This window comes from Rhodococcus sp. ACT016 (genome assembly GCF_050477185.1).
Classification (GTDB): domain Bacteria; phylum Actinomycetota; class Actinomycetes; order Mycobacteriales; family Mycobacteriaceae; genus Prescottella.
The window spans coordinates 3,301,734-3,319,644 of record NZ_JBEAET010000001.1 but is presented as its reverse complement, the minus strand read 5'-3'; the positions used below and the strand labels follow the sequence as shown (position 1 = coordinate 3,319,644).

General features: G+C 68.4%; 18 protein-coding genes. 13 read left to right on the top strand and 5 right to left on the bottom strand.

The features are described 5' to 3' along the window. Positions 1-14 precede the first annotated feature (14 nt). Positions 15-989, top strand: a complete 975-nt coding sequence (gene nrdF, locus ACQ5DX_RS15225) for a class 1b ribonucleoside-diphosphate reductase subunit beta (protein WP_430333395.1) — start codon at positions 15-17, stop codon at positions 987-989. Between the two features lie 78 nt (positions 990-1,067). Here nrdF and ACQ5DX_RS15220 read toward each other — a convergent pair whose 3' ends face one another. Beyond that, the gene (locus tag ACQ5DX_RS15220) at positions 1,068-1,565 is read right to left on the bottom strand and encodes an RDD family protein (RefSeq protein ID WP_430333394.1); all 498 of its coding nucleotides are present in this window, start codon (positions 1,563-1,565) and stop codon (positions 1,068-1,070) included. Positions 1,566-1,702: 137 nt separating this feature from the next. On the opposite strand from ACQ5DX_RS15220, the gene ACQ5DX_RS15215 reads away from it, so the two are divergent. Next, a complete protein-coding gene (locus ACQ5DX_RS15215) occupies positions 1,703-2,083 on the top strand; it encodes a VOC family protein (protein WP_430333393.1) in 381 nt (126 codons plus the stop codon). A gap of 9 nt (positions 2,084-2,092) precedes the next feature. On the opposite strand, the gene ACQ5DX_RS15210 is transcribed toward ACQ5DX_RS15215, so the two are convergent. The 3 genes from ACQ5DX_RS15210 to ACQ5DX_RS15200 all read right to left on the bottom strand — a co-directional run bounded on the left by ACQ5DX_RS15210 (position 2,093) and on the right by ACQ5DX_RS15200 (position 4,631). After that, positions 2,093-2,569 carry an NUDIX hydrolase gene (locus ACQ5DX_RS15210; protein ID WP_430333392.1) on the bottom strand — a complete coding sequence of 159 codons (477 nt, stop codon included), beginning with the start codon at positions 2,567-2,569 and terminating at the stop codon, positions 2,093-2,095. Between the two features lie 9 nt (positions 2,570-2,578). Further along, a complete protein-coding gene (locus ACQ5DX_RS15205) occupies positions 2,579-3,550 on the bottom strand; it encodes an ABC transporter substrate-binding protein (RefSeq protein WP_430335683.1) in 972 nt (323 codons plus the stop codon). 100 nt (positions 3,551-3,650) lie between these two features. Beyond that, positions 3,651-4,631, bottom strand: a complete 981-nt coding sequence (locus ACQ5DX_RS15200) for an ABC transporter substrate-binding protein (protein ID WP_430335682.1) — start codon at positions 4,629-4,631, stop codon at positions 3,651-3,653. A 400-nt stretch (positions 4,632-5,031) separates the two neighbouring features. On the opposite strand from ACQ5DX_RS15200, the gene ctaD reads away from it, so the two are divergent. From ctaD to ACQ5DX_RS15160, 8 genes are all read left to right on the top strand, one after another. After that, complete coding sequence (ctaD, locus tag ACQ5DX_RS15195) at positions 5,032-6,768, top strand: aa3-type cytochrome oxidase subunit I (protein WP_430333391.1); 1,737 nt, start codon at positions 5,032-5,034, stop codon at positions 6,766-6,768. A gap of 140 nt (positions 6,769-6,908) precedes the next feature. Further along, positions 6,909-8,135 carry a phosphoserine phosphatase SerB gene (serB, locus tag ACQ5DX_RS15190; RefSeq protein ID WP_430333390.1) on the top strand — a complete coding sequence of 409 codons (1,227 nt, stop codon included), beginning with the start codon at positions 6,909-6,911 and terminating at the stop codon, positions 8,133-8,135. Further along, entirely contained in the window at positions 8,132-8,905 is a 774-nt protein-coding gene (locus ACQ5DX_RS15185; protein ID WP_430333389.1) for an aminoacyl-tRNA hydrolase, read from the top strand. Before serB ends, ACQ5DX_RS15185 begins: the two co-directional genes overlap by 4 nt. A 59-nt stretch (positions 8,906-8,964) precedes the next feature. Then, positions 8,965-9,795 (top strand): ABC transporter ATP-binding protein, encoded by an 831-nt coding sequence (locus ACQ5DX_RS15180; protein WP_430333388.1) that lies wholly within the window; start codon positions 8,965-8,967, stop codon positions 9,793-9,795. 139 nt (positions 9,796-9,934) lie between these two features. After that, positions 9,935-10,744: an NUDIX hydrolase gene (locus tag ACQ5DX_RS15175; RefSeq protein ID WP_430335681.1), complete on the top strand. Its 810-nt coding sequence runs from the start codon at positions 9,935-9,937 to the stop codon at positions 10,742-10,744. 20 nt (positions 10,745-10,764) lie between these two features. Then, positions 10,765-11,544, top strand: coding sequence for an enoyl-CoA hydratase/isomerase family protein (locus tag ACQ5DX_RS15170; RefSeq protein ID WP_430333387.1), 780 nt, complete (start codon positions 10,765-10,767; stop codon positions 11,542-11,544). Positions 11,545-11,675: 131 nt separating this feature from the next. Then, entirely contained in the window at positions 11,676-12,650 is a 975-nt protein-coding gene (locus ACQ5DX_RS15165; protein ID WP_430333386.1) for a class I SAM-dependent methyltransferase, read from the top strand. 17 nt (positions 12,651-12,667) lie between these two features. Further along, entirely contained in the window at positions 12,668-13,825 is a 1,158-nt protein-coding gene (locus ACQ5DX_RS15160) for a THUMP-like domain-containing protein (protein WP_430333385.1), read from the top strand. Between the two features lie 13 nt (positions 13,826-13,838). Here the strand turns inward: ACQ5DX_RS15160 and ACQ5DX_RS15155 are convergent, their stop codons facing one another. Beyond that, complete coding sequence (locus ACQ5DX_RS15155) at positions 13,839-15,146, bottom strand: PQQ-binding-like beta-propeller repeat protein (protein ID WP_430333384.1); 1,308 nt, start codon at positions 15,144-15,146, stop codon at positions 13,839-13,841. 263 nt (positions 15,147-15,409) lie between these two features. On the opposite strand from ACQ5DX_RS15155, the gene ald reads away from it, so the two are divergent. The 3 genes from ald to ACQ5DX_RS15140 all read left to right on the top strand — a co-directional run bounded on the left by ald (position 15,410) and on the right by ACQ5DX_RS15140 (position 17,900). Further along, entirely contained in the window at positions 15,410-16,540 is a 1,131-nt protein-coding gene (gene ald / locus ACQ5DX_RS15150) for an alanine dehydrogenase (protein ID WP_430333383.1), read from the top strand. 113 nt (positions 16,541-16,653) lie between these two features. Continuing rightward, positions 16,654-17,064, top strand: a complete 411-nt coding sequence (locus ACQ5DX_RS15145; protein WP_430333382.1) for a hypothetical protein — start codon at positions 16,654-16,656, stop codon at positions 17,062-17,064. Between the two features lie 56 nt (positions 17,065-17,120). Then, complete coding sequence (locus tag ACQ5DX_RS15140) at positions 17,121-17,900, top strand: acyltransferase (RefSeq protein WP_430333381.1); 780 nt, start codon at positions 17,121-17,123, stop codon at positions 17,898-17,900. Positions 17,901-17,911: the final 11 nt, after the last annotated feature.

Sequence of the window (17,911 nt, the reverse complement as noted above, 5' to 3'; positions counted from 1 at the left end):
AAGCGACTGCTGCCATGCGTGACAAGCTCAAGGTGATCGACCGCGTCTCGGCGATCAACTGGAACCGCGTCCCCGACGAGAAGGACTCGGAGGTGTGGGACCGCCTCACCGGCAACTTCTGGCTGCCGGAAAAGGTGCCGGTGTCCAACGATATCCAGTCGTGGGCCACGCTCACCCCGAACGAGCAGCAGCTGACGATGCGCGTGTTCACCGGCCTGACGCTGCTGGACACCATCCAGGGCACCGTCGGCGCCGTGAGCCTCATCCCGGACGCGGTCACCCCGCACGAGGAGGCGGTGCTCACCAACATCGCGTTCATGGAGTCCGTGCACGCGAAGAGCTACTCGCAGATCTTCTCGACGCTGTGCACCACGCGGGAGATCGACGACGCGTTCCGCTGGTCGGAGGAGAACCGGAACCTGCAGCGCAAGGCGCAGATCGTCCTCGACTACTACAAGGGTGACGACCCGCTCAAGCGCAAGGTCGCCTCGACGCTGCTCGAGTCGTTCCTGTTCTACTCGGGCTTCTACCTGCCGATGTACTGGTCGTCGCGCGCCAAGCTCACCAACACGGCCGACATGATCCGCCTGATCATCCGCGACGAGGCCGTGCACGGCTACTACATCGGCTACAAGTACCAGCGCGGACTCGAGCAGATCACCGAGGCCGAGCGCGAGGAGCTCAAGAACTACACGTTCGAGCTGCTGTTCGAGCTGTACGACAACGAGGTCGAGTACACGCAGGACCTCTACGACGAGGTCGGGCTCACCGAGGACGTCAAGAAGTTCCTGCGCTACAACGCCAACAAGGCGCTGATGAACCTCGGTTACGAGGGCCTGTTCCCGAAGGACGAGACGGACGTCAACCCGGCGATCCTCTCGGCCCTGTCGCCGAACGCCGACGAGAACCACGACTTCTTCTCCGGGTCGGGCTCGAGCTACGTCATCGGCAAGGCCGTCAACACCGAGGACGAGGACTGGGACTTTTAGTTCCACCCCACCTTCCGTGGCCGAATGTCACATTCGTTCAGTCCAACTGAACCGATGTGACATTCGGCCATCGGCGTTTCAACGGGCGGTGTGCAGGGCGACGACGTCCCGGCGCCGCACGACGGCCGGCGCGCCGCCGTAGTCGCCCAGCCACGGGCTGTCGGAGATGGTGGAGACGAAGTCGAGCGCCCCGATGAGCCACCACTTCAGGAGGTAGCCGAGGGTGGGCCACGATCCGTCCGACGGGCGGATGACGCACAGCCCGGTCAGGGCTTTGCCGAGGGTTGCGTGGAAGATCCGTTGCGCCACCACGCGTTGCAGCAGCGACGCGGCGATCCAGCCGATGAACAGGGCCAGGGCCGCCCAGTCCGCGACGTCCGCGATGTCCATGCACACGGTCATCGCGACGAGGCCGACCGCGATGTGCAGGCACCAGTCGAGGACGAAGGCGATCACCTCACGCAGGTCGCGCGGAGACGGATAGCGCGGATCGTGCGACTCGCCGTGTTTGTCGGGAATCTGCACCGGAATCGGTCTCGTGTCCGGAGCGCTCGCGTCGAACCCTGATGTCGTCACCGGAGAAGGGTGCCGGATCGACCAGCGAAAAACAATGGTGGGAACGGGTTTTCGGGCAATCGTTGTGATCGGCGGGGCCACGCGCCTACCCTCGGAGGGAGCACGACTCAGCCGACGACAATTCGAGGAGACGGCAAATGAGTGGTCGAGTAATCCATTTCGAGGTCCCGTTCGACGACGGTGACCGGGCACGGAACTTCTATCGCCAGGCGTTCGGTTGGAACCTCAACGAGATGCCCGAGATGAAGTACACCGGCGTGTCGACCGGGCCGGTCGCGGAGTCGGGAATGCCGGCCGAGCCCGGATACATCGGCGGCGGCATGTTCGAGCGTGCGGAGCAGGCCCCGACGGGGCCCGTGATCACGGTCGACGTCCCCGACATCGAGGCGGCACTGGCCAAGATCGAGTCGTTGGGTGGTGCGACGGTCTCGGCGAAGCAACCGGTGGGGGAGATGGGGTTTGCTGCCTACTTCCGGGACACCGAAGGCAACGTGATGGGGTTGTGGCAGAACGCCTGAATGTGAGCGTCAGTCCCGTGCGAACCAGGTGCGGTCGTCGTCGCGCAGAGCCGCGGTGATGCGCAGTCGCGACGACGCGGTCATGTCGGACGGCAGCGCGTCGGCGGAGAACCAACGCACGTCGAGGTTCTCGTCGTCGGCGACGTGGGCCTCTCCGGACACCGCCCGGGCGAGGAAGCACACGTCGAGGTAGGCGGCGACATCGCCGTTGGGATACGTGACCGGACCGGCGGCGCCGACGCGGACGACGCGCACCAGTTCCGCCTCCACTCCGGTCTCCTCCCGGATCTCCCGCAGTGCCGCCGGACCGGGTTCCTCGCCGGGTTCGAGGATCCCGGAGACCACGGCCCACAGGCCGTTGTCGGCGCGCTGGGTGAGAAGGATCCGGCCGTCGTCGTCGAGCAGGACGACGCTGACGCCCGGCAGCCACAGCGGGGCGTGCCCGACGTGTTCCCGCAGCGCCGCAACGAATTCCGGTACCGGCATCACTGGCTCCTAGCTGACGTAGGCGTTGAGGCTCTCCCGGAGATCGGTGAGAAGCGCGCGCGCCGCGACGACGCCGTTGCCGGCGTTCCACACCTCGTCCTCGACGGCGAAGACGCGGTTGTCGGTGACCGCGCCGAGGCCCGACCAGGCATCGGATTTCATGACCGAAGTGCCGTGCTCGAGGCCGTCCGGGCCGTCGAAACTGACGTAGATGAGGTCACCCTCGGCCGCCGACAAACCGTCGCGGTCGTCGATGTCCTTCGACGCCACCTCGATTCGCTGGTAGGCCGGACGCTGGACGTGCGCGTCGGCGAGCACCTGGCCGGAGAACGAACCGGGACCCTCGATCGCGGTCGTGTCGGACCCGAACCGGATCACCGACGCCTGGGTCTGGCGCGCGTTGATCTCGTTACCGACGCGGTCGGCGTCGGCGGCGTACACGTCCAGTGCGTGCTGCGCCGCGCCGGACCGTCCGAGCGCCTTGCCCGACGCGAGGAACCGCGATTTCCATTGGACCGGATCGTCGCCGACGAAGACGGTGGGAGCGACGGCCTTCAGCCGATCGGCCAGCTCGGGGGAGGCCGGTGCGGAGCCGAGGATCAGATCCGGGGCGGCCTTCGCGATCAGGTCGACGTCGGGTGCCGACTCCGGGCCGACCTTGGGCAGCAGTGAGATTCCGGTGCCCAGGTAGGCCGGCTGCGGGGTGTCGCCGGCCGACGTCGCCGCGCCGACCACCCGCTCCCACAGGCCCAGTGCGCACACCGAATCCATTGCGGCGCCGTCGAGTACGACGATGCGCTGCGGATCGGGGGCGCCCGGGTCGGCCGGCGTCGGCGTCGCGCAGGCGGCGCGGGTGTCGCGCTCCACGCTCACGACACCCGCGCCTGCGATCTTGGTCGTCGTCCGCACGATCGTGCTCGCGTCGTCGTCCGACGAGTCACTGCACCCGGCGAGCCCCACGATGGCCACGGACGCCGCCATCGCGGCGACGGTGACGCGGCGGACGGTGCGGACGGCCTGGGAACTGGACAATGCGGCGACTTCCTGTTCGACGAGCTCGGCGTGTGCGGGCCGATCCAGGTTAGCTGTTGTGCGGGTCGACCCCGAACGCCTCCGCGAGGTCGTCGAGGATCTCGTGCGCGCCCTGGATGCTGACCGGCGTCATCCACATCGCGTCGTCGACGTCGACGATCCGACCCTTCAACGTTCCCCACAGCGGGTTCTGCAGGAAGGCCTGCGCCGCCTCGAGCGACTTGCCCGCGGGATCCTTGTACGTCGCGACGAAGATGACGTCGGCGTCGGCCTCGTTGATCCGCTCGGGGCTGATCGAATTCATGATGCTGCCGGCGTCGGCCGGGTCCGGTCCCTGGCTGTCCGGGCGCGCGAGTCCCGCGTCGGCGAGGACGATGCCACTGAACGACGTCGTCCGGTACAGGCGGGCGGTGGGTTCGCCCGCGAAGCGCACGACCGAGACCTTCGGGTTGTTCGCCTTGGCGTTGATCTCGTCTCCGATCGCCTTGGCGCGGGCCTCGTACTCGCCGATCTTCTGCTCGGCCAGATCCTCCTTGCCGAGGGCCCGGGCGACGAGGCGGATGTTGTCCTTCCAGGTCGGGCCGGTCGACTGCGAGAACACTGTCGGGGCGAGTGCGGCGAGCGCCTCGTAGTTCTTTCCGTCCCTCACCTCGGCCGAGAGGATCAGGTCCGGCTGCAACTGCGCGACCTTCTCGAGGCTTGCGTCCTGCACCTTGCCTACCGAGACGGCGTCGGCCGCGTACTCGGTGCGGGCGTCGCCGAGGTAGTCGGGCAGGCCCTGCTCGCGGTAGTCGACGTATCCGACCAGCGGCGACTCGAGCAGGAGGACCGCGTCGGCGTAGCTGTTGTCGAGGGTGACGATGCGCTGCGGCTGGGCATCGATGTGGGCCACACCCCGGAAGTGCTCGACGGTCCGCGGGAACCCGCTCGCGTCGACAGTCGTTGTGTCGTCGATGTCGGCATCGTTTCCGGAGGACGAGCAGCCGGTGAGGGTGAGGCTGACGGCCACACCCACCGCGGCGAGAGAGATGAGGGCGCGTCGGGACGATCTGAGCAAGTGGAGCTCCCTGGTCGAGATGGCCTGATCATTAGGTAAGGGAAACCTTAATGAGTGGAACCTTAGCAACGCCGGTGGCGTGATGCGGCACGGCTGTCCCTGGAGACGGCCGGTCCGAGACCTCCGTGACCTCGCTCGACACGCCGCCCGCTACCGGGTGGTGTGACCGGTCGGGGACTAAAGTCCTGCTCGCGGCCCTATGGGTCGGAGGCGGAAGGGCCCGAGTACGACAGGGAGTAGGACCCGATCCACGGGGCCCGAAAGCACCGTCTACGATTCGATGAGCGCAAGCCAGAGAACGTCCGCCTCGAGCACAGGGGTGGGGGTTCGGAGCGAGCCTGCGGAGCGACCAAGGGCACATTCAGGAGGATCAGTGACTGCCGTAGCGCCCCAGCCAGTCCCAGAGATAGCAGCGAGGCCGTACCCGCCGCGGCAGGGACCCAAGGGCTCGTTCGTTTACAAGATGGTGACCACGACTGATCCCAAGGTGCTCGGGATCATGTACCTGGTCACCTCGTTCGCGTTCTTCCTCATCGGCGGCCTGATGGCGCTGCTGATGCGAACCGAGCTCGCAGTTCCTGGCCTGCAGTTCCTCTCGAACGAGCAGTTCAACCAGCTGTTCACGATGCACGGCACGATCATGCTGCTGCTGTACGCGACCCCGGTCGTGTTCGGCTTCGCCAACTACATCGTTCCGCTGCAGATCGGTGCCCCCGACGTCGCGTTCCCGCGTCTGAACGCCTTCAGCTACTGGCTGTACCTCTTCGGCGCGATCATCACCACGGCCGGCTTCATCACCCCCGGTGGTGCCGCCGACTTCGGTTGGACCGCCTACACCCCGCTGACGAGCGCACTGCACTCGCCGGGCATGGGCGCCGACCTGTGGGTCATGGGTCTGGCCGTCGCCGGCCTCGGCACCATCCTCGGTGGCGTCAACTTCATCACCACCATCGTGTGCCTGCGTGCCCCCGGCATGACCATGTTCCGCATGCCGATCTTCACGTGGAACATCCTGATCACCAGCGTCCTCGTGCTGCTGGCGTTCCCGCTGCTGACGGCCGCCTTCATGGGTCTGTTCGTCGACCGTCACCTCGGTGGCCACATCTTCGACCCGGCCACCGGTGGTGTCCTGCTGTGGCAGCACCTGTTCTGGTTCTTCGGCCACCCCGAGGTCTACATCATCGCGCTGCCGTTCTTCGGCATCGTCTCGGAGATCTTCCCGGTCTTCTCGCGTAAGCCGATCTTCGGCTACAGCGGCCTGGTGTACGCCACCATGGGCATCGCTGCCCTGTCGATCGCCGTGTGGGCGCACCACATGTACGCCACCGGCGCCGTCCTGCTGCCGTTCTTCTCGTTCATGACGTTCCTCATCGCGGTCCCGACCGGTGTGAAGTTCTTCAACTGGATCGGCACGATGTGGAAGGGTCAGCTGACCTTCGAGTCGCCGATGCTGTTCTCCGTCGGCTTCCTGGTGACGTTCCTCTTCGGTGGTCTGTCGGGCGTTCTGCTCGCGAGCCCGCCGATCGACTTCCACGTCACCGACTCGTACTTCGTGATCGCGCACTTCCACTACGTGCTCTTCGGCACCATCGTGTTCGCCACCTACGCGGGCATCTACTTCTGGTTCCCGAAGATGACCGGCCGCATGATGGACGAGCGCCTCGGCAAGTGGCACTTCTGGACCACGTTCATCGGCTTCCACAGCACGTTCCTCGTCCAGCACTGGCTCGGTGCCGAGGGCATGCCGCGTCGTTACGCCGACTACCTGCCGTCCGACGGCTTCACCACGCTGAACACGATCTCCACGATCGGCTCGTTCATCCTCGGCGCCTCGACGCTGCCGTTCCTGTGGAACGTCTTCAAGAGCTACCGCTACGGCGACGTCGTCAAGGTCGACGACCCGTGGGGCTACGGCAACTCGCTCGAGTGGGCCACCAGCTGCCCGCCGCCGCGGCACAACTTCACGGAGCTGCCCCGGATCCGTTCGGAGCGCCCCGCGTTCGAGCTGCACTACCCGCACATGGTCGAGCGCATGCGCGCCGAGGCTCATGTCGGACCGGGCCACGGAGGCAAGCACGCCACCGCGGTCCTGGAGGACAGCAAGGTCTAGCGGACCTGAGGGTCCCTGCACTACCGGAAGGCCCCGCCCGAATCACGGGCGGGGCCTTTCCGTTGCCTACACCCCCACTTGGCAGAATGGGGGCGGTACTTCTTCCACGTTGTTCGAGCCCAAACGAACGGAGTTTCTCGGTGGGTGCGTCAGACGCCACTGTTCTGGTGACGGTTACTGGTCCGGACAGGCCCGGCGTGACGTCGGTGCTCTTCGCGGCGCTGTCGCGCCACGAGGTCAGCCTCCTCGATGTCGAGCAGGTGGTGATCCGTGGTCGGCTCACCCTCGGCGTCCTGGTGCAGTGCCCCACCGACCCCGAGTCCCTCCAGGAGGAACTCGAGGAAGCGATGGACACCGTCGGCATGAACGTCGACGTCGAGATCGGTGCCGACCCGGCCGGACGCCAGCAGGTGTCGACCCACGCGGTCGTGGTCCTCGGCAGCCCCGTCAGTGCGCGCTCGTTCCGTTCGCTGTCGCGTGAACTCGCCCGGCAGGGTGCCAACATCGACTCCATCCGCGGCATCGCCGACTACCCGGTCACCGGTCTCGAGCTGATGGTCACGGCGTCCAGCACCGGAGCGGAGGCCGACGCCCAGCTGCGGGCCGGGCTCGCCGAGGTCGCGGCCGGCGAGAACGTCGACGTCGCCGTCGAGCGTGGCGGCCTCGCCCGGCGCGCCAAGCGGCTGATCGTGTTCGACGTCGACTCGACGCTCGTGCAGGGCGAGGTCATCGAGATGCTTGCGGCACGCGCGGGCGTCGAGGACGAGGTCCGGGCCGTCACCGAGGCGGCGATGCGCGGCGAGATCGACTTCACCGAGTCCCTCAACCAGCGCGTCGCCACCCTGGCCGGCCTCGACGCATCCGTCATCGACGATGTCGCCGCCGACCTGCAGCTGACGCCGGGCGCACGGACCACGATCCGCACCCTGCGGCGTCTCGGCTACCACTGCGGCGTCGTCTCGGGAGGTTTCCGCCAGGTGATCGAGGGGCTCGCGCACGAGCTCGAGCTCGATTTCGTCCAGGCCAACACGCTCGAGATCGTCGACGGCAAGCTCACCGGACGCGTGGTCGGCGACGTCGTGGACCGCGCCGCCAAGGCCACTGCGCTGCGAAAGTTCGCGGCCGAGGTCGGGGTGCCGATGGAGCAGACCGTCGCGGTCGGCGACGGCGCCAACGACATCGACATGCTCACCGCCGCCGGGCTCGGTGTCGCGTTCAACGCGAAGCCGGCGCTGCGCGAGGTGGCCGACACCGCGCTGTCGCATCCGTTCCTCGACGCGGTGCTGTTCGTGCTCGGTGTCACCCGCGACGAGGTCGAGGCCGCCGACGCGGTCGACGGTGTCGTGCGGCGCGTGCCGATCCCATGACACCGGCCGTGGACGGCCACGTGACACAGACGGGCGACGGCTTCGCGGCACGTCACGCGGTGCTGGCCGCCGGGTACGGCAGCCGTCCGGACCCGACGGATCCCGGGCAGGTGCTGGCGATGCCGATCGTGCTGCACATCCCCAAGGCCGATCCACCCGCGCGCAGCGCACTGCTGGCCGCGGCGGCATCGGCGACGGTCGCGCTGTGCCTGGACGACCGTGTCGGACCGGACGCCGACGGGGCGCCCGGACCGTGGCAGCACGCGTTCCGCGAGTGGACCGACGCCCGCATCCGCAAGGTGGCCCGCAGGGCTCGCGGAGCGCAGTGGTTCGCCGCGCAGGACGTCGACGGCGTGACCGTCGACGTCGAGGGGGCGCAGGCTCGTGCCTTCGTGCCCGGTCGGGTCGGGGACCTGGACCCACGGATCAAGAAGCTGCAGATCGGCGGCACCGACCTCGATCACGACGCGCCGGGGCCGGTGCCCGACGGGGTGCCCACGCTGTGGGTGAACGCGTCGCTCGGGATGACCGTCGGCAAGGCCGCCGCGCAGGTCGGGCACGCATCGATGCTGCTGGCCGGAGCGATGCCGGTGGACCGGGCGCTGTCGTGGGCGGCCGACGGCTATCGCTGCGCCGTCCGCGACGCCGACGAGAAGGCCTGGGCGGCACTGTGTGACGAAGTCGCTGCCGGGCGCGCGATCGCCGTGCGCGACGCCGGGTTCACCGAGGTAGCGCCCGGTTCGATGACCGTGATCGCCCCGGTGCGCTGAGCCGCCCGGCGACACGCAGGTCCGATCCAGTCGGAGCGGTCGAATGTGCGTACGCGAAGATGGTCGTTGTGTCGGAACCAGATCCTGATCTCCTCATCGATTTCGAAGATGTCCTGATTCGCCGGGGCGGAGCGACCCTCGTCGGCCCGGTGTCCTGGCAGGTGGAGCTCGACGAGAAGTGGGTCGTGCTCGGCCCCAACGGCGCGGGCAAGACCTCCCTGCTGCGCATCGCCGCCGCCGAGCTTCACCCCACGGCCGGTGTCGCGCGGCTGCTCGGCGAGACCCTCGGTCGCGTCGACATCACCGAGCTGCGCCCCCGGATCGGCCTGTCGTCGTCGGCGCTCGCGCATCGCGTCCCGGCCGACGAGGTCGTGAAGGATTTGGTGGTCTCCGCCGGTTACGCGGTGTTGGGCCGGTGGCGCGAGCGCTACGAGGACATGGACACCGATCGGGCGATCGAGATGCTCGAGAGCCTGGGCGCCGAGCACCTCGCCGAGCGCACCTACGGGACGCTGTCGGAGGGCGAGCGCAAGCGCGTGCTCATCGCGCGCGCCCTGATGACCGACCCCGAACTGCTGCTGCTCGACGAGCCGGCCGCCGGACTCGATCTCGGTGGGCGCGAGGAACTCGTTGCGCGACTGGGCGATCTCGCCGCCGACCCCGATTCGCCGGCGACCGTGCTCATCACGCACCACGTCGAGGAGATCCCGCCGGGCTTCACGCACGCGTTGCTGCTGTCCGAGGGGCGTGTCGTCTCGCAGGGCCTGCTCGACGACGTCATCACCGCCGAGAATCTCAGCGAGGCGTTCACCCAGTCGATCAGCCTCGACCGCGTCGACGGCCGTTTCTTCGCGCGCCGTACCCGCCACCCCGGTCTGCACCGGGCCTGAAACCGGTCGGCGACACGCTGATCCGACGTGTCCGGTGGGACTGGTCGGGAGGCGTCCGTCACTCGGAGCGTAAGTTCCCGGTATGGGAACTTCTCGAGAGTCGGGCGCCTCTTCCGTCGGCGCCGCGCAGCAGGCCGGAATGTTCGATGCGACGCAGACCGCGGCCACCGCGGCGGCGCCCAAGGACGCGTCCACCGTCATGCTCGTGCGCGACGGTGACGCCGGCGTCGAGGTGTTCCTGCTCCGCCGCGTCGCCGGGATGGCGTTCGCCGGCGGCATGACGGTGTTCCCTGGTGGCGGTGTCGACCCGACCGACGGCGACGCCGATGTCCGCTGGGCCGGACCGTCGCCGTCGTGGTGGGCGGAGCGGTTCGGCGTCGACGAGTCGCGCGCCAAGGCGCTGGTGTGCGCGGCGGTCCGGGAGACGTTCGAGGAGTGCGGCGTGCTGCTCGCCGGTCCTGCCGAGGACAGCGTCGTCGCCGACACCTCCGGGTACGCGCAGACGCGTCGTCAGCTCGAGTCGCGGGAGTTGTCGTTCGCGGACTTCCTCGCCCGCGAGAACCTCGTGCTGCGAACCGATCTGCTGCGTCCGTGGGCCAACTGGATCACCCCGGTGCAGGAGGGGCGTCGCTACGACACCCGTTTCTTCGTCGCGGTGCTTCCCGAGGGCCAGCAGGCCGACGGGGAGACCTCGGAGGCGGCGGAGGTCGCGTGGCGGACGCCCGCCGCGGCTGTCGACGACTGGCGTGAGAAGCGCAGCATTCTGCTGCCGCCCACGTGGCGTCAGCTGGCCACCCTCGGCCAGTTCCCGAGCGTCGACGCGATACTCGCTGCCGAGCAGGAGATCTCGCCGATCCTGCCGGAGCTGAGCTTCGTCGCCGGCAAGCCGCGCGTGTCCTTCCCGGGCGACGCGGGCTACTACGACACCGGCGCGCTGCCCTGGGGATGACGCCCAGTAGCCTGAGCCGCATGGCTGAGTTTGTGACCCTCGAGGTTTCCGAAGGTATCGGCACCATCCGTCTGGCACGTCCCCCGATGAACGCCCTGAACCGTCAGGTGCAGGAGGAGATTCGGGACGCGGCGCGTCAGGCGACCGTCGATCCGGAGGTCAAGGCTGTCATCGTCTACGGCGGCGAGAAGGTGTTCGCCGCGGGCGCCGACATCAAGGAGATGGTGGAGCTCGACTTCGTCCGGATGAGCGAGATCGTCGCCGACCTGCAGTCTGCGCTGGGTGCGATCGCCGACATCCCGAAGCCGACCGTCGCCGCGATCACGGGCTACGCGCTCGGTGGCGGCCTCGAGGTCGTTCTCGGTGCGGACCGCCGCATCGCCGGCGACAACGTCAAGCTCGGCGTCCCGGAGATCCTGCTGGGCATCATCCCCGGCGGCGGCGGAACGCAGCGCCTGGCCCGACTCGTCGGCCCGGCCAAGGCCAAGGACATGGTCTTCACGGGTCGCTTCGTCGGTGCCGAGGAGGCCCTGCAGATGGGCCTGATCGACGAGATGGTCGCCCCCGACGAGGTGTACAACGCGGCCCGCAAGTGGGCGTCGCAGTTCACCGGCGCAGCGAGCCGCGCGCTCGCCGCCGCGAAGGCCGCGATCGACCAGGGTCTGGACACGGATCTGGCGACGGGCCTGAAGATCGAGCAGCACCTGTTCGCGTCGCTGTTCGCGACCGCCGACCGCACCATCGGCATGGAGTCTTTCGTGGAGAACGGCCCCGGCAAGGCGAAGTTCACCGGCAAGTAGCCGCCTTCGGTGATTTGCGCACTTGCCGCTGCCTCCCGCCTGCTCGGAGCATCGGCAAGTGCGCAAATCGGGCCGAGAAGTGCTCAAAACTAGAACTTGTTCATTCCTTACCTTTCGGTAGGATTCTCGGCATGACTGCAAGCCCGCAAGACCCCGCGCCCAACCCGCACGCCACGGCCGAAGAGGTCGAGGCTGCGCTGCAGGACACGAAGCTCGCCCAGGTCCTGTACCACGACTGGGAAGCGGAGACGTACGACGACAAGTGGTCGATCTCGTACGACGAGCGCTGCATCGACTACGCGCGGGGTCGTTTCGACGCCGTCGCCGGCGACCAGCCGCTGCCGTACGAGCGGGCACTCGAGCTGGGCTGCGGCACGGGCTTCTTTCTCCTCAACCTCATGCAGGGTGGTGTCGCGAAGACCGGTTCGGTCACCGACCTGTCGCCGGGCATGGTGAAGGTCGCGCTGCGTAACGCCGAGCACCTGGGTCTGCCGGTCGACGGCCGCGTCGCCGATGCCGAGACGATCCCGTACGAGGACAACACCTTCGACCTCGTCGTCGGGCACGCGGTGCTGCACCACATCCCGGACGTCGAGCAGTCGCTCCGCGAGGTGCTGCGTGTGCTCAAGCCGGGTGGGCGTTTCGTCTTCGCCGGTGAGCCCAGCACGATCGGCAACTTCTACGCCCGCTGGCTCGGGCGCGCGACGTGGGCGGCGACCACCAACGTCACCAAGCTGCCGTTCCTGTCCGACTGGCGTCGTCCGCAGGCCGAACTCGACGAGTCTTCGCGGGCCGCCGCGCTCGAGGCCGTCGTCGACCTGCACACCTTCGACCCCACCGACCTCGAGAACATCGCGAAGTCGGCCGGCGCCGTCGAGGTCAAGGCCAAGACGGAGGAGTTCGCCGCGGCACTCCTCGGCTGGCCGGTCCGCACCTTCGAGGCCGCCGTGCCGCCGGAGAAGCTGGGCTGGGGCTGGGCCAAGTTCGCGTTCGGCGGCTTCAAGACGCTGAGCTGGGTCGACGAGAAGGTGCTCCAGCACGTGGTCCCGCGCAACTTCTTCTACAACGTGATGATCACCGGCGTGAAGCCGGGCGCCACCGACTGAGCTGAGCCGAACGAGTTTTGGGATACGACTTCACAATCGACGACGTCGACTACCTGCGCAGCGCCGAAGGCATTGCGGCGCTGGCGCAGACGGCGGAGTCTGAGCTGTCCACGCGGACGCGCCTGGCTGACATCGGCCGGGCGCGTGCGCGTTTCGGTGACCGGGCCGCGCTGCTGATCGAGACGGTGCTGCTGCGGCGCAAGGCCGAGGCCAAGTTGGTCGATGCGGCGTCGTGGCTGTTCACCGACGACGCGCTGCAGCAGGCGACCCCGCTGGCCGTGGCGCGGCATCGCGGTGCCCGGTTGGCGGGCCGACGTGTCCACGACGTCACGTGCTCGATCGGTGCCGAGTTGTCGGCGCTGGTTCCGTTGGCGGAGATGGTGGTCGGCAGCGACCTCGACCCGGTGCGCCTGGCGATGGCCGCCAACAACGTGCCCGGGGCAACCCTGGTGCGGGCGGACGCGCTGCGCCCGTGCACGCGCGACACCGTCGTGATCGCAGATCCGGCACGTCGCTCGGGCGGCAAGCGCACGTACGACCCGGCGGCGCTGATGCCGCCGCTGCCCGACCTCCTCGACGTCTATGCCGGACGCGATCTCGCCGTCAAGTGTGCGCCGGGACTGGATTTCGACCGTCTCGACTGGGACGGGGAGGTGGAGATCGTCTCGCTCGACGGCGGCGTGCGTGAGGCGTGCCTGTGGTCGCCGGGGCTGTCCGGTACGGGGGTGCACCGACGGGCGAGCGTGCTGCACTCGGACGGGACGGCGTGGGAGATCACCGACGCCGAGTCCGACGACATCCCCGAACGCGAACCGGGGGAGTGGATCGTCGACCCGGACGGTGCCGTGGTCCGCGCCGGTCTGGTGCGCCACTACGCGGCCCGGCACGGGCTCTGGCAACTCGACCCGCGGATCGCCTACCTGACCGGTGACAGCGTCCCCGAGGGCGTGCGCGGGTTCCGGGTGCTGGCGCGGCTCAAGTACACCGAGAAGGCGCTGCGGCAGGAACTCGCGGCGCGCGATTGTGGTTCGGCCGAGATCCTCGTGCGGGGCCTCGACGTGGACCCGGCCGTGGTGCGGCCGCGGCTGAAGCTGCGCGGCACCACGCCGCTGTCGGTGGTGCTCACCCGGATCGGCCGCAGCCCCGTCGCTTTCGTGTGTGCGGCACGGGACTGAGCGGCCCCGCTTCTCACTTCAGGACGAACAGTTCGCCGATCAGGGTCGGGGTGAGTACCTCGCCGTTCGGGCCGATGGACGTGCCCGCGGTGAATCCGGTGGCGCCGGGCAGTGTGTCCTGGTCGCGGGTGTCGCCGGTGGTGGTGTCGAAGGTCAGCAGCGCGAGGCCGTTGTCGCCGTCACGCACCACCGTGTACCCGGTCGCGCCGGCCGCGAGGGCGGGCGAGCCCAAGTGCTGCAGATCGCGTCGCTCCCACACCACCTCGGCGTGGTCGCCGCGGTCGCGCAGCGCCGACAGCCGCCCCTTCTCGCCGCCGGCCGGCACGATCAGCCCGTCGGCGGTGACGGACGGACTGCCCAGCGGCCGGTAGCCGAGGTCGTGGCTCCACTCGAGGGCTCCGGACTGGGCGTCCACCGCCCACAGATGCCCGGCATTGTCGTTGCCGTACACGGTCTTTCCGTCGGCAGACAGCACCGGGCTGGACGCGCTGCCCCCGGGTAGGGTGCTCGCGGACCAGTCCGGCTCGATCTTCGCCTTGTCGCCGCCGGTGTAGCGCATCGCGACGAGGTCGGCCTGCTCGGCGCCGGGCCGCCAGAACGTGAAGACGAACCGGCCGCTGTCGAGGTCGAGGGCGGGGGAGTTAGCGACCGGGCACGGGGACCCGCCGTCGAAGCATTGGTCGAGACCCAGGTCGTTCGGCACCGTCTCGACGTTCATGCCCTGCGTGTACGACGCGGGCGGAATCAGGTCGTACGACGGGGCGACCTTGAACCCGGTCTGCGGGTCGAGCACGTTGATCTGGCCGAGGTGCGTGATGAAGAGCAGCTTGCCGTCGCTGGTGAACTGCGCGGCGAGCGGTACCCCGGTGACCGGTGTGCGCCAGCGCAACTGGCCGTGCTCGTTGAACGAGGTCATCGCGCCTTCCTCGCCGACGTAGACGTTGGTCACGGCGTCCACGACAGGCGACGAGGCGGCGGCGCCGGGACCGATGCGGTTGCACCAGCGCTTGCGTCCGGACTCGATCTGGAACGACAAGAGATTGCAGCCCTGCTCGGCCTGCGACGTGAGGAAGATCTGCCCGTTCGCGGCCACCGTCGCGCGGGTGGGCGTGGGGCCTCCGATCGGCCGGGACCACGAGAAGTCGAGCGAGCGCGCGCCCGCCACGGTGCTGGTGTCGCTGTTGCGGGCATCGGAGTGCATGCCCGGCCAGCCGCCCGCGCCGAACACGTTCTCGGTGCCGGAATCTCCGCCACATCCTGAGAGAAGGAGGGCCGAGATCGCCGTCAGCGCTGCCGCCGACGACCTGAGGGCACGCCGCATTGGATCTCCTCGAGTCGGAATCTGGTCGGACCAGAGACTATCCCGGCCACGAATCGGCGTCGCCGAACCGCCCCGTCGCGACACCGACTCGGAGCTTCAGGCAACGAAGGCGCGCCGCGGAATGGGCTGTCAGCGAGAGGGGTACCGAGTCTTTCGACGATCTTCTCTGCCCTGGATGCGCATTTCGTGGGACCCTCGAAGAAGGACCCACCACCGCTTGTCGCGGCGGGATCCCGAAGATCCGTTCCGGCGGAGGAGACATCATGAGAATTGGTGTGCCCAAGGAGATCAAGAACGGGGAGCTGCGGGTCGCGCTCACTCCGCTCGCGGTGAACGAGCTACGCGTGCAGGGACACGAGGTGCTCGTCGAACGCGGGGCGGGTGTGGGCTCGTCGATGCCGGACGGCCAGTTCGTCGCCGCCGGGGCCCGGATCCTCGATCGTGCAGAGGACGTGTGGGCCGAGGCCGATCTGGTCGTGAAGGTCAAGGAGCCGCTCCCGCCGGAGTACGAGCTGATGCGACGCGGACAGGTCCTGTTCACCTATCTGCATCTGGCTGCCTCGCTCGAGTGCACCGAGGCGCTGTTGTCGAGCGGTGTCACCGCGATCGCATACGAGACGGTGGAACGGTCCGACGGTTCGCTGCCGCTGCTCGCGCCGATGAGCGAGGTGGCCGGCCGGCTGGCGACCCAGGTCGGTGCGCACGCGCTACAGGCGAGGGCCGCGGGGGACAGCTCCGGGCGCGGCATCCTGCTCGGCGGGGTGCCGGGAGTGCCGCCGGCGCGCGTCGTCGTCATCGGCGCGGGCAGCGCCGGGACGCACGCCACGGCGGTGGCCGTCGGTATGGGGGCGCGGGTGACGGTGCTCGACCGCGACGTCGAGCGGTTGCGGGCGTTGCACGCCCGGTTCGGTTCGCGCATCTCCACCGCGGTGTCGACCCGGACCGAGCTGGAGCAGACGCTGACGGACGCCGATCTGGTGATCGGTGCGGTCCTGGTGCACGGTGCCCGTGCGCCACGTCTGGTCTCGTCGGAGCAGGTGTCGCGGATGCTGCCGGGCAGCGTGCTGGTCGACGTGGCGATCGATCAGGGCGGTTGCTTCGAGGATTCGCGACCCACCACGCATGATCAACCGACGTATGTAGTTCACAATTCGATCATTTACGCGGTTCCCAATATGCCGAGCGTTGTTCCCCATACGTCCACCCATGCTTTGGTAAATGTGACCCTGCCGTTCGTATCCGCAGTCGCCGGAAAAGGGTGGCGCGCGGCAATGCGCGGCGATCCCGCGCTCGCGATGGGTCTCAACACCTGGTCCGGGCAGGTGACGCACGCGCCGGTGGCGATTGCGCACGCTCTCCCACACGTGTCCGTCGAAAACGCATTGCGTGGCTGAAACGTCCGATTTGCGTGAACGCCAACCATGCAATTCGCGTGATCGGTGATTGTTGCCGATCGTTTATCGAGTTCCGCCGCGACACGCCACCGGAATTTGTGTCTAATAGTTTCATGCAGCCGGGGACGCGGACGGAATCCGAAGCAGAGAAGCAGGAACCTGTCGCGCGTGATGCGGTCGGTCCGCCTGCTGGACATTCCACCCGCGATGATCCCGCGCCCGAGGCCCAGTACGACTACCTGCTCGGGTCCCCGTCGGCGGGTCGCGTCGTCGCGATCATGCTGGTCGTGGGGATCGCCGGCGCCGTGGGCTTCGCGATGGCGTCGATCGTCGCAATGTTGGTGACGGGCGCGGTCGGAGCGGTCACCGCGTATCTGGTGGCGCACGACGACGACTGGCTGCAGGCGACGCGGACGCGGCCCACGCGCGCGCGGCGGCGCCACGTAGCCGTCAGCCCGAGTTGGTCCGGGTCCTGGAGCGGCGAGGCGTGGGGCGATCAGGGCGTCGGAAGGCGTGCCGCATAACCGACCTCGAGGGCACGTGACGAGGCCCACAGTCACGGTCCGTAGGCTTGTGTGTCATGACGAGCATGTGGGGCGCACCGTTGCGCTCGAGGTGGCGCGGATCCCGACGTCGGGACAGTGAGCAGGCCCGTTTCCTGACGCTGGCCTCGCTGAAGTGGGTCATCGCGAACAAGGCGTACACGCCGTGGTATCTGGTCCGTTATTACCGCTTGGCCAAATTCAAACTTGCCAACCCGCACATCATCACGCGCGGAATGGTGTTCCTGGGCAAGAACGTCGAGATCCACTCGACGCCGGGACTCTCGCGCATGGAGATCGGCAAGTGGGTCCACATCGGTGACGGCAACGCCCTGCGCTGCCACGAGGGTTCGCTGCGGATCGGCGACAAGGTGGTCTTCGGCAAGGACAACGTCGTCAACACGTACATCGACATCGAGATCGGCGCATCGACCCTCGTCGCGGACTGGTGCTACATCTGCGACTTCGACCACCGGACCGAGGACGTGACGGTCCCGATCAAGGACCAGGGCATCGTCAAGGGTCCGGTTCGCATCGGACCCGACACGTGGATCGCCGCGAAGGTCACGGTCCTGCGCAACACCCGTGTCGGCCGCGGCTGTGTGCTCGGTGCGCACGCCGTGGTCAAGGGCGAAATCCCCGACTTCAGCATCGCCGTCGGCTCCCCGGCCAAGGCCGTGAAGAACCGCCGCGCCGACTGGGAGTCCGGTGCCGAGGAGCGGGCGAAGTACATCGCCGCCCTCGAGGACATCGCCCGCAAGAAGACTGCGGTCGATCCGGCCGCGGCGAACGGAAACGGGGCCGCCGCCCCGAAGTGAGGCGGCGGACC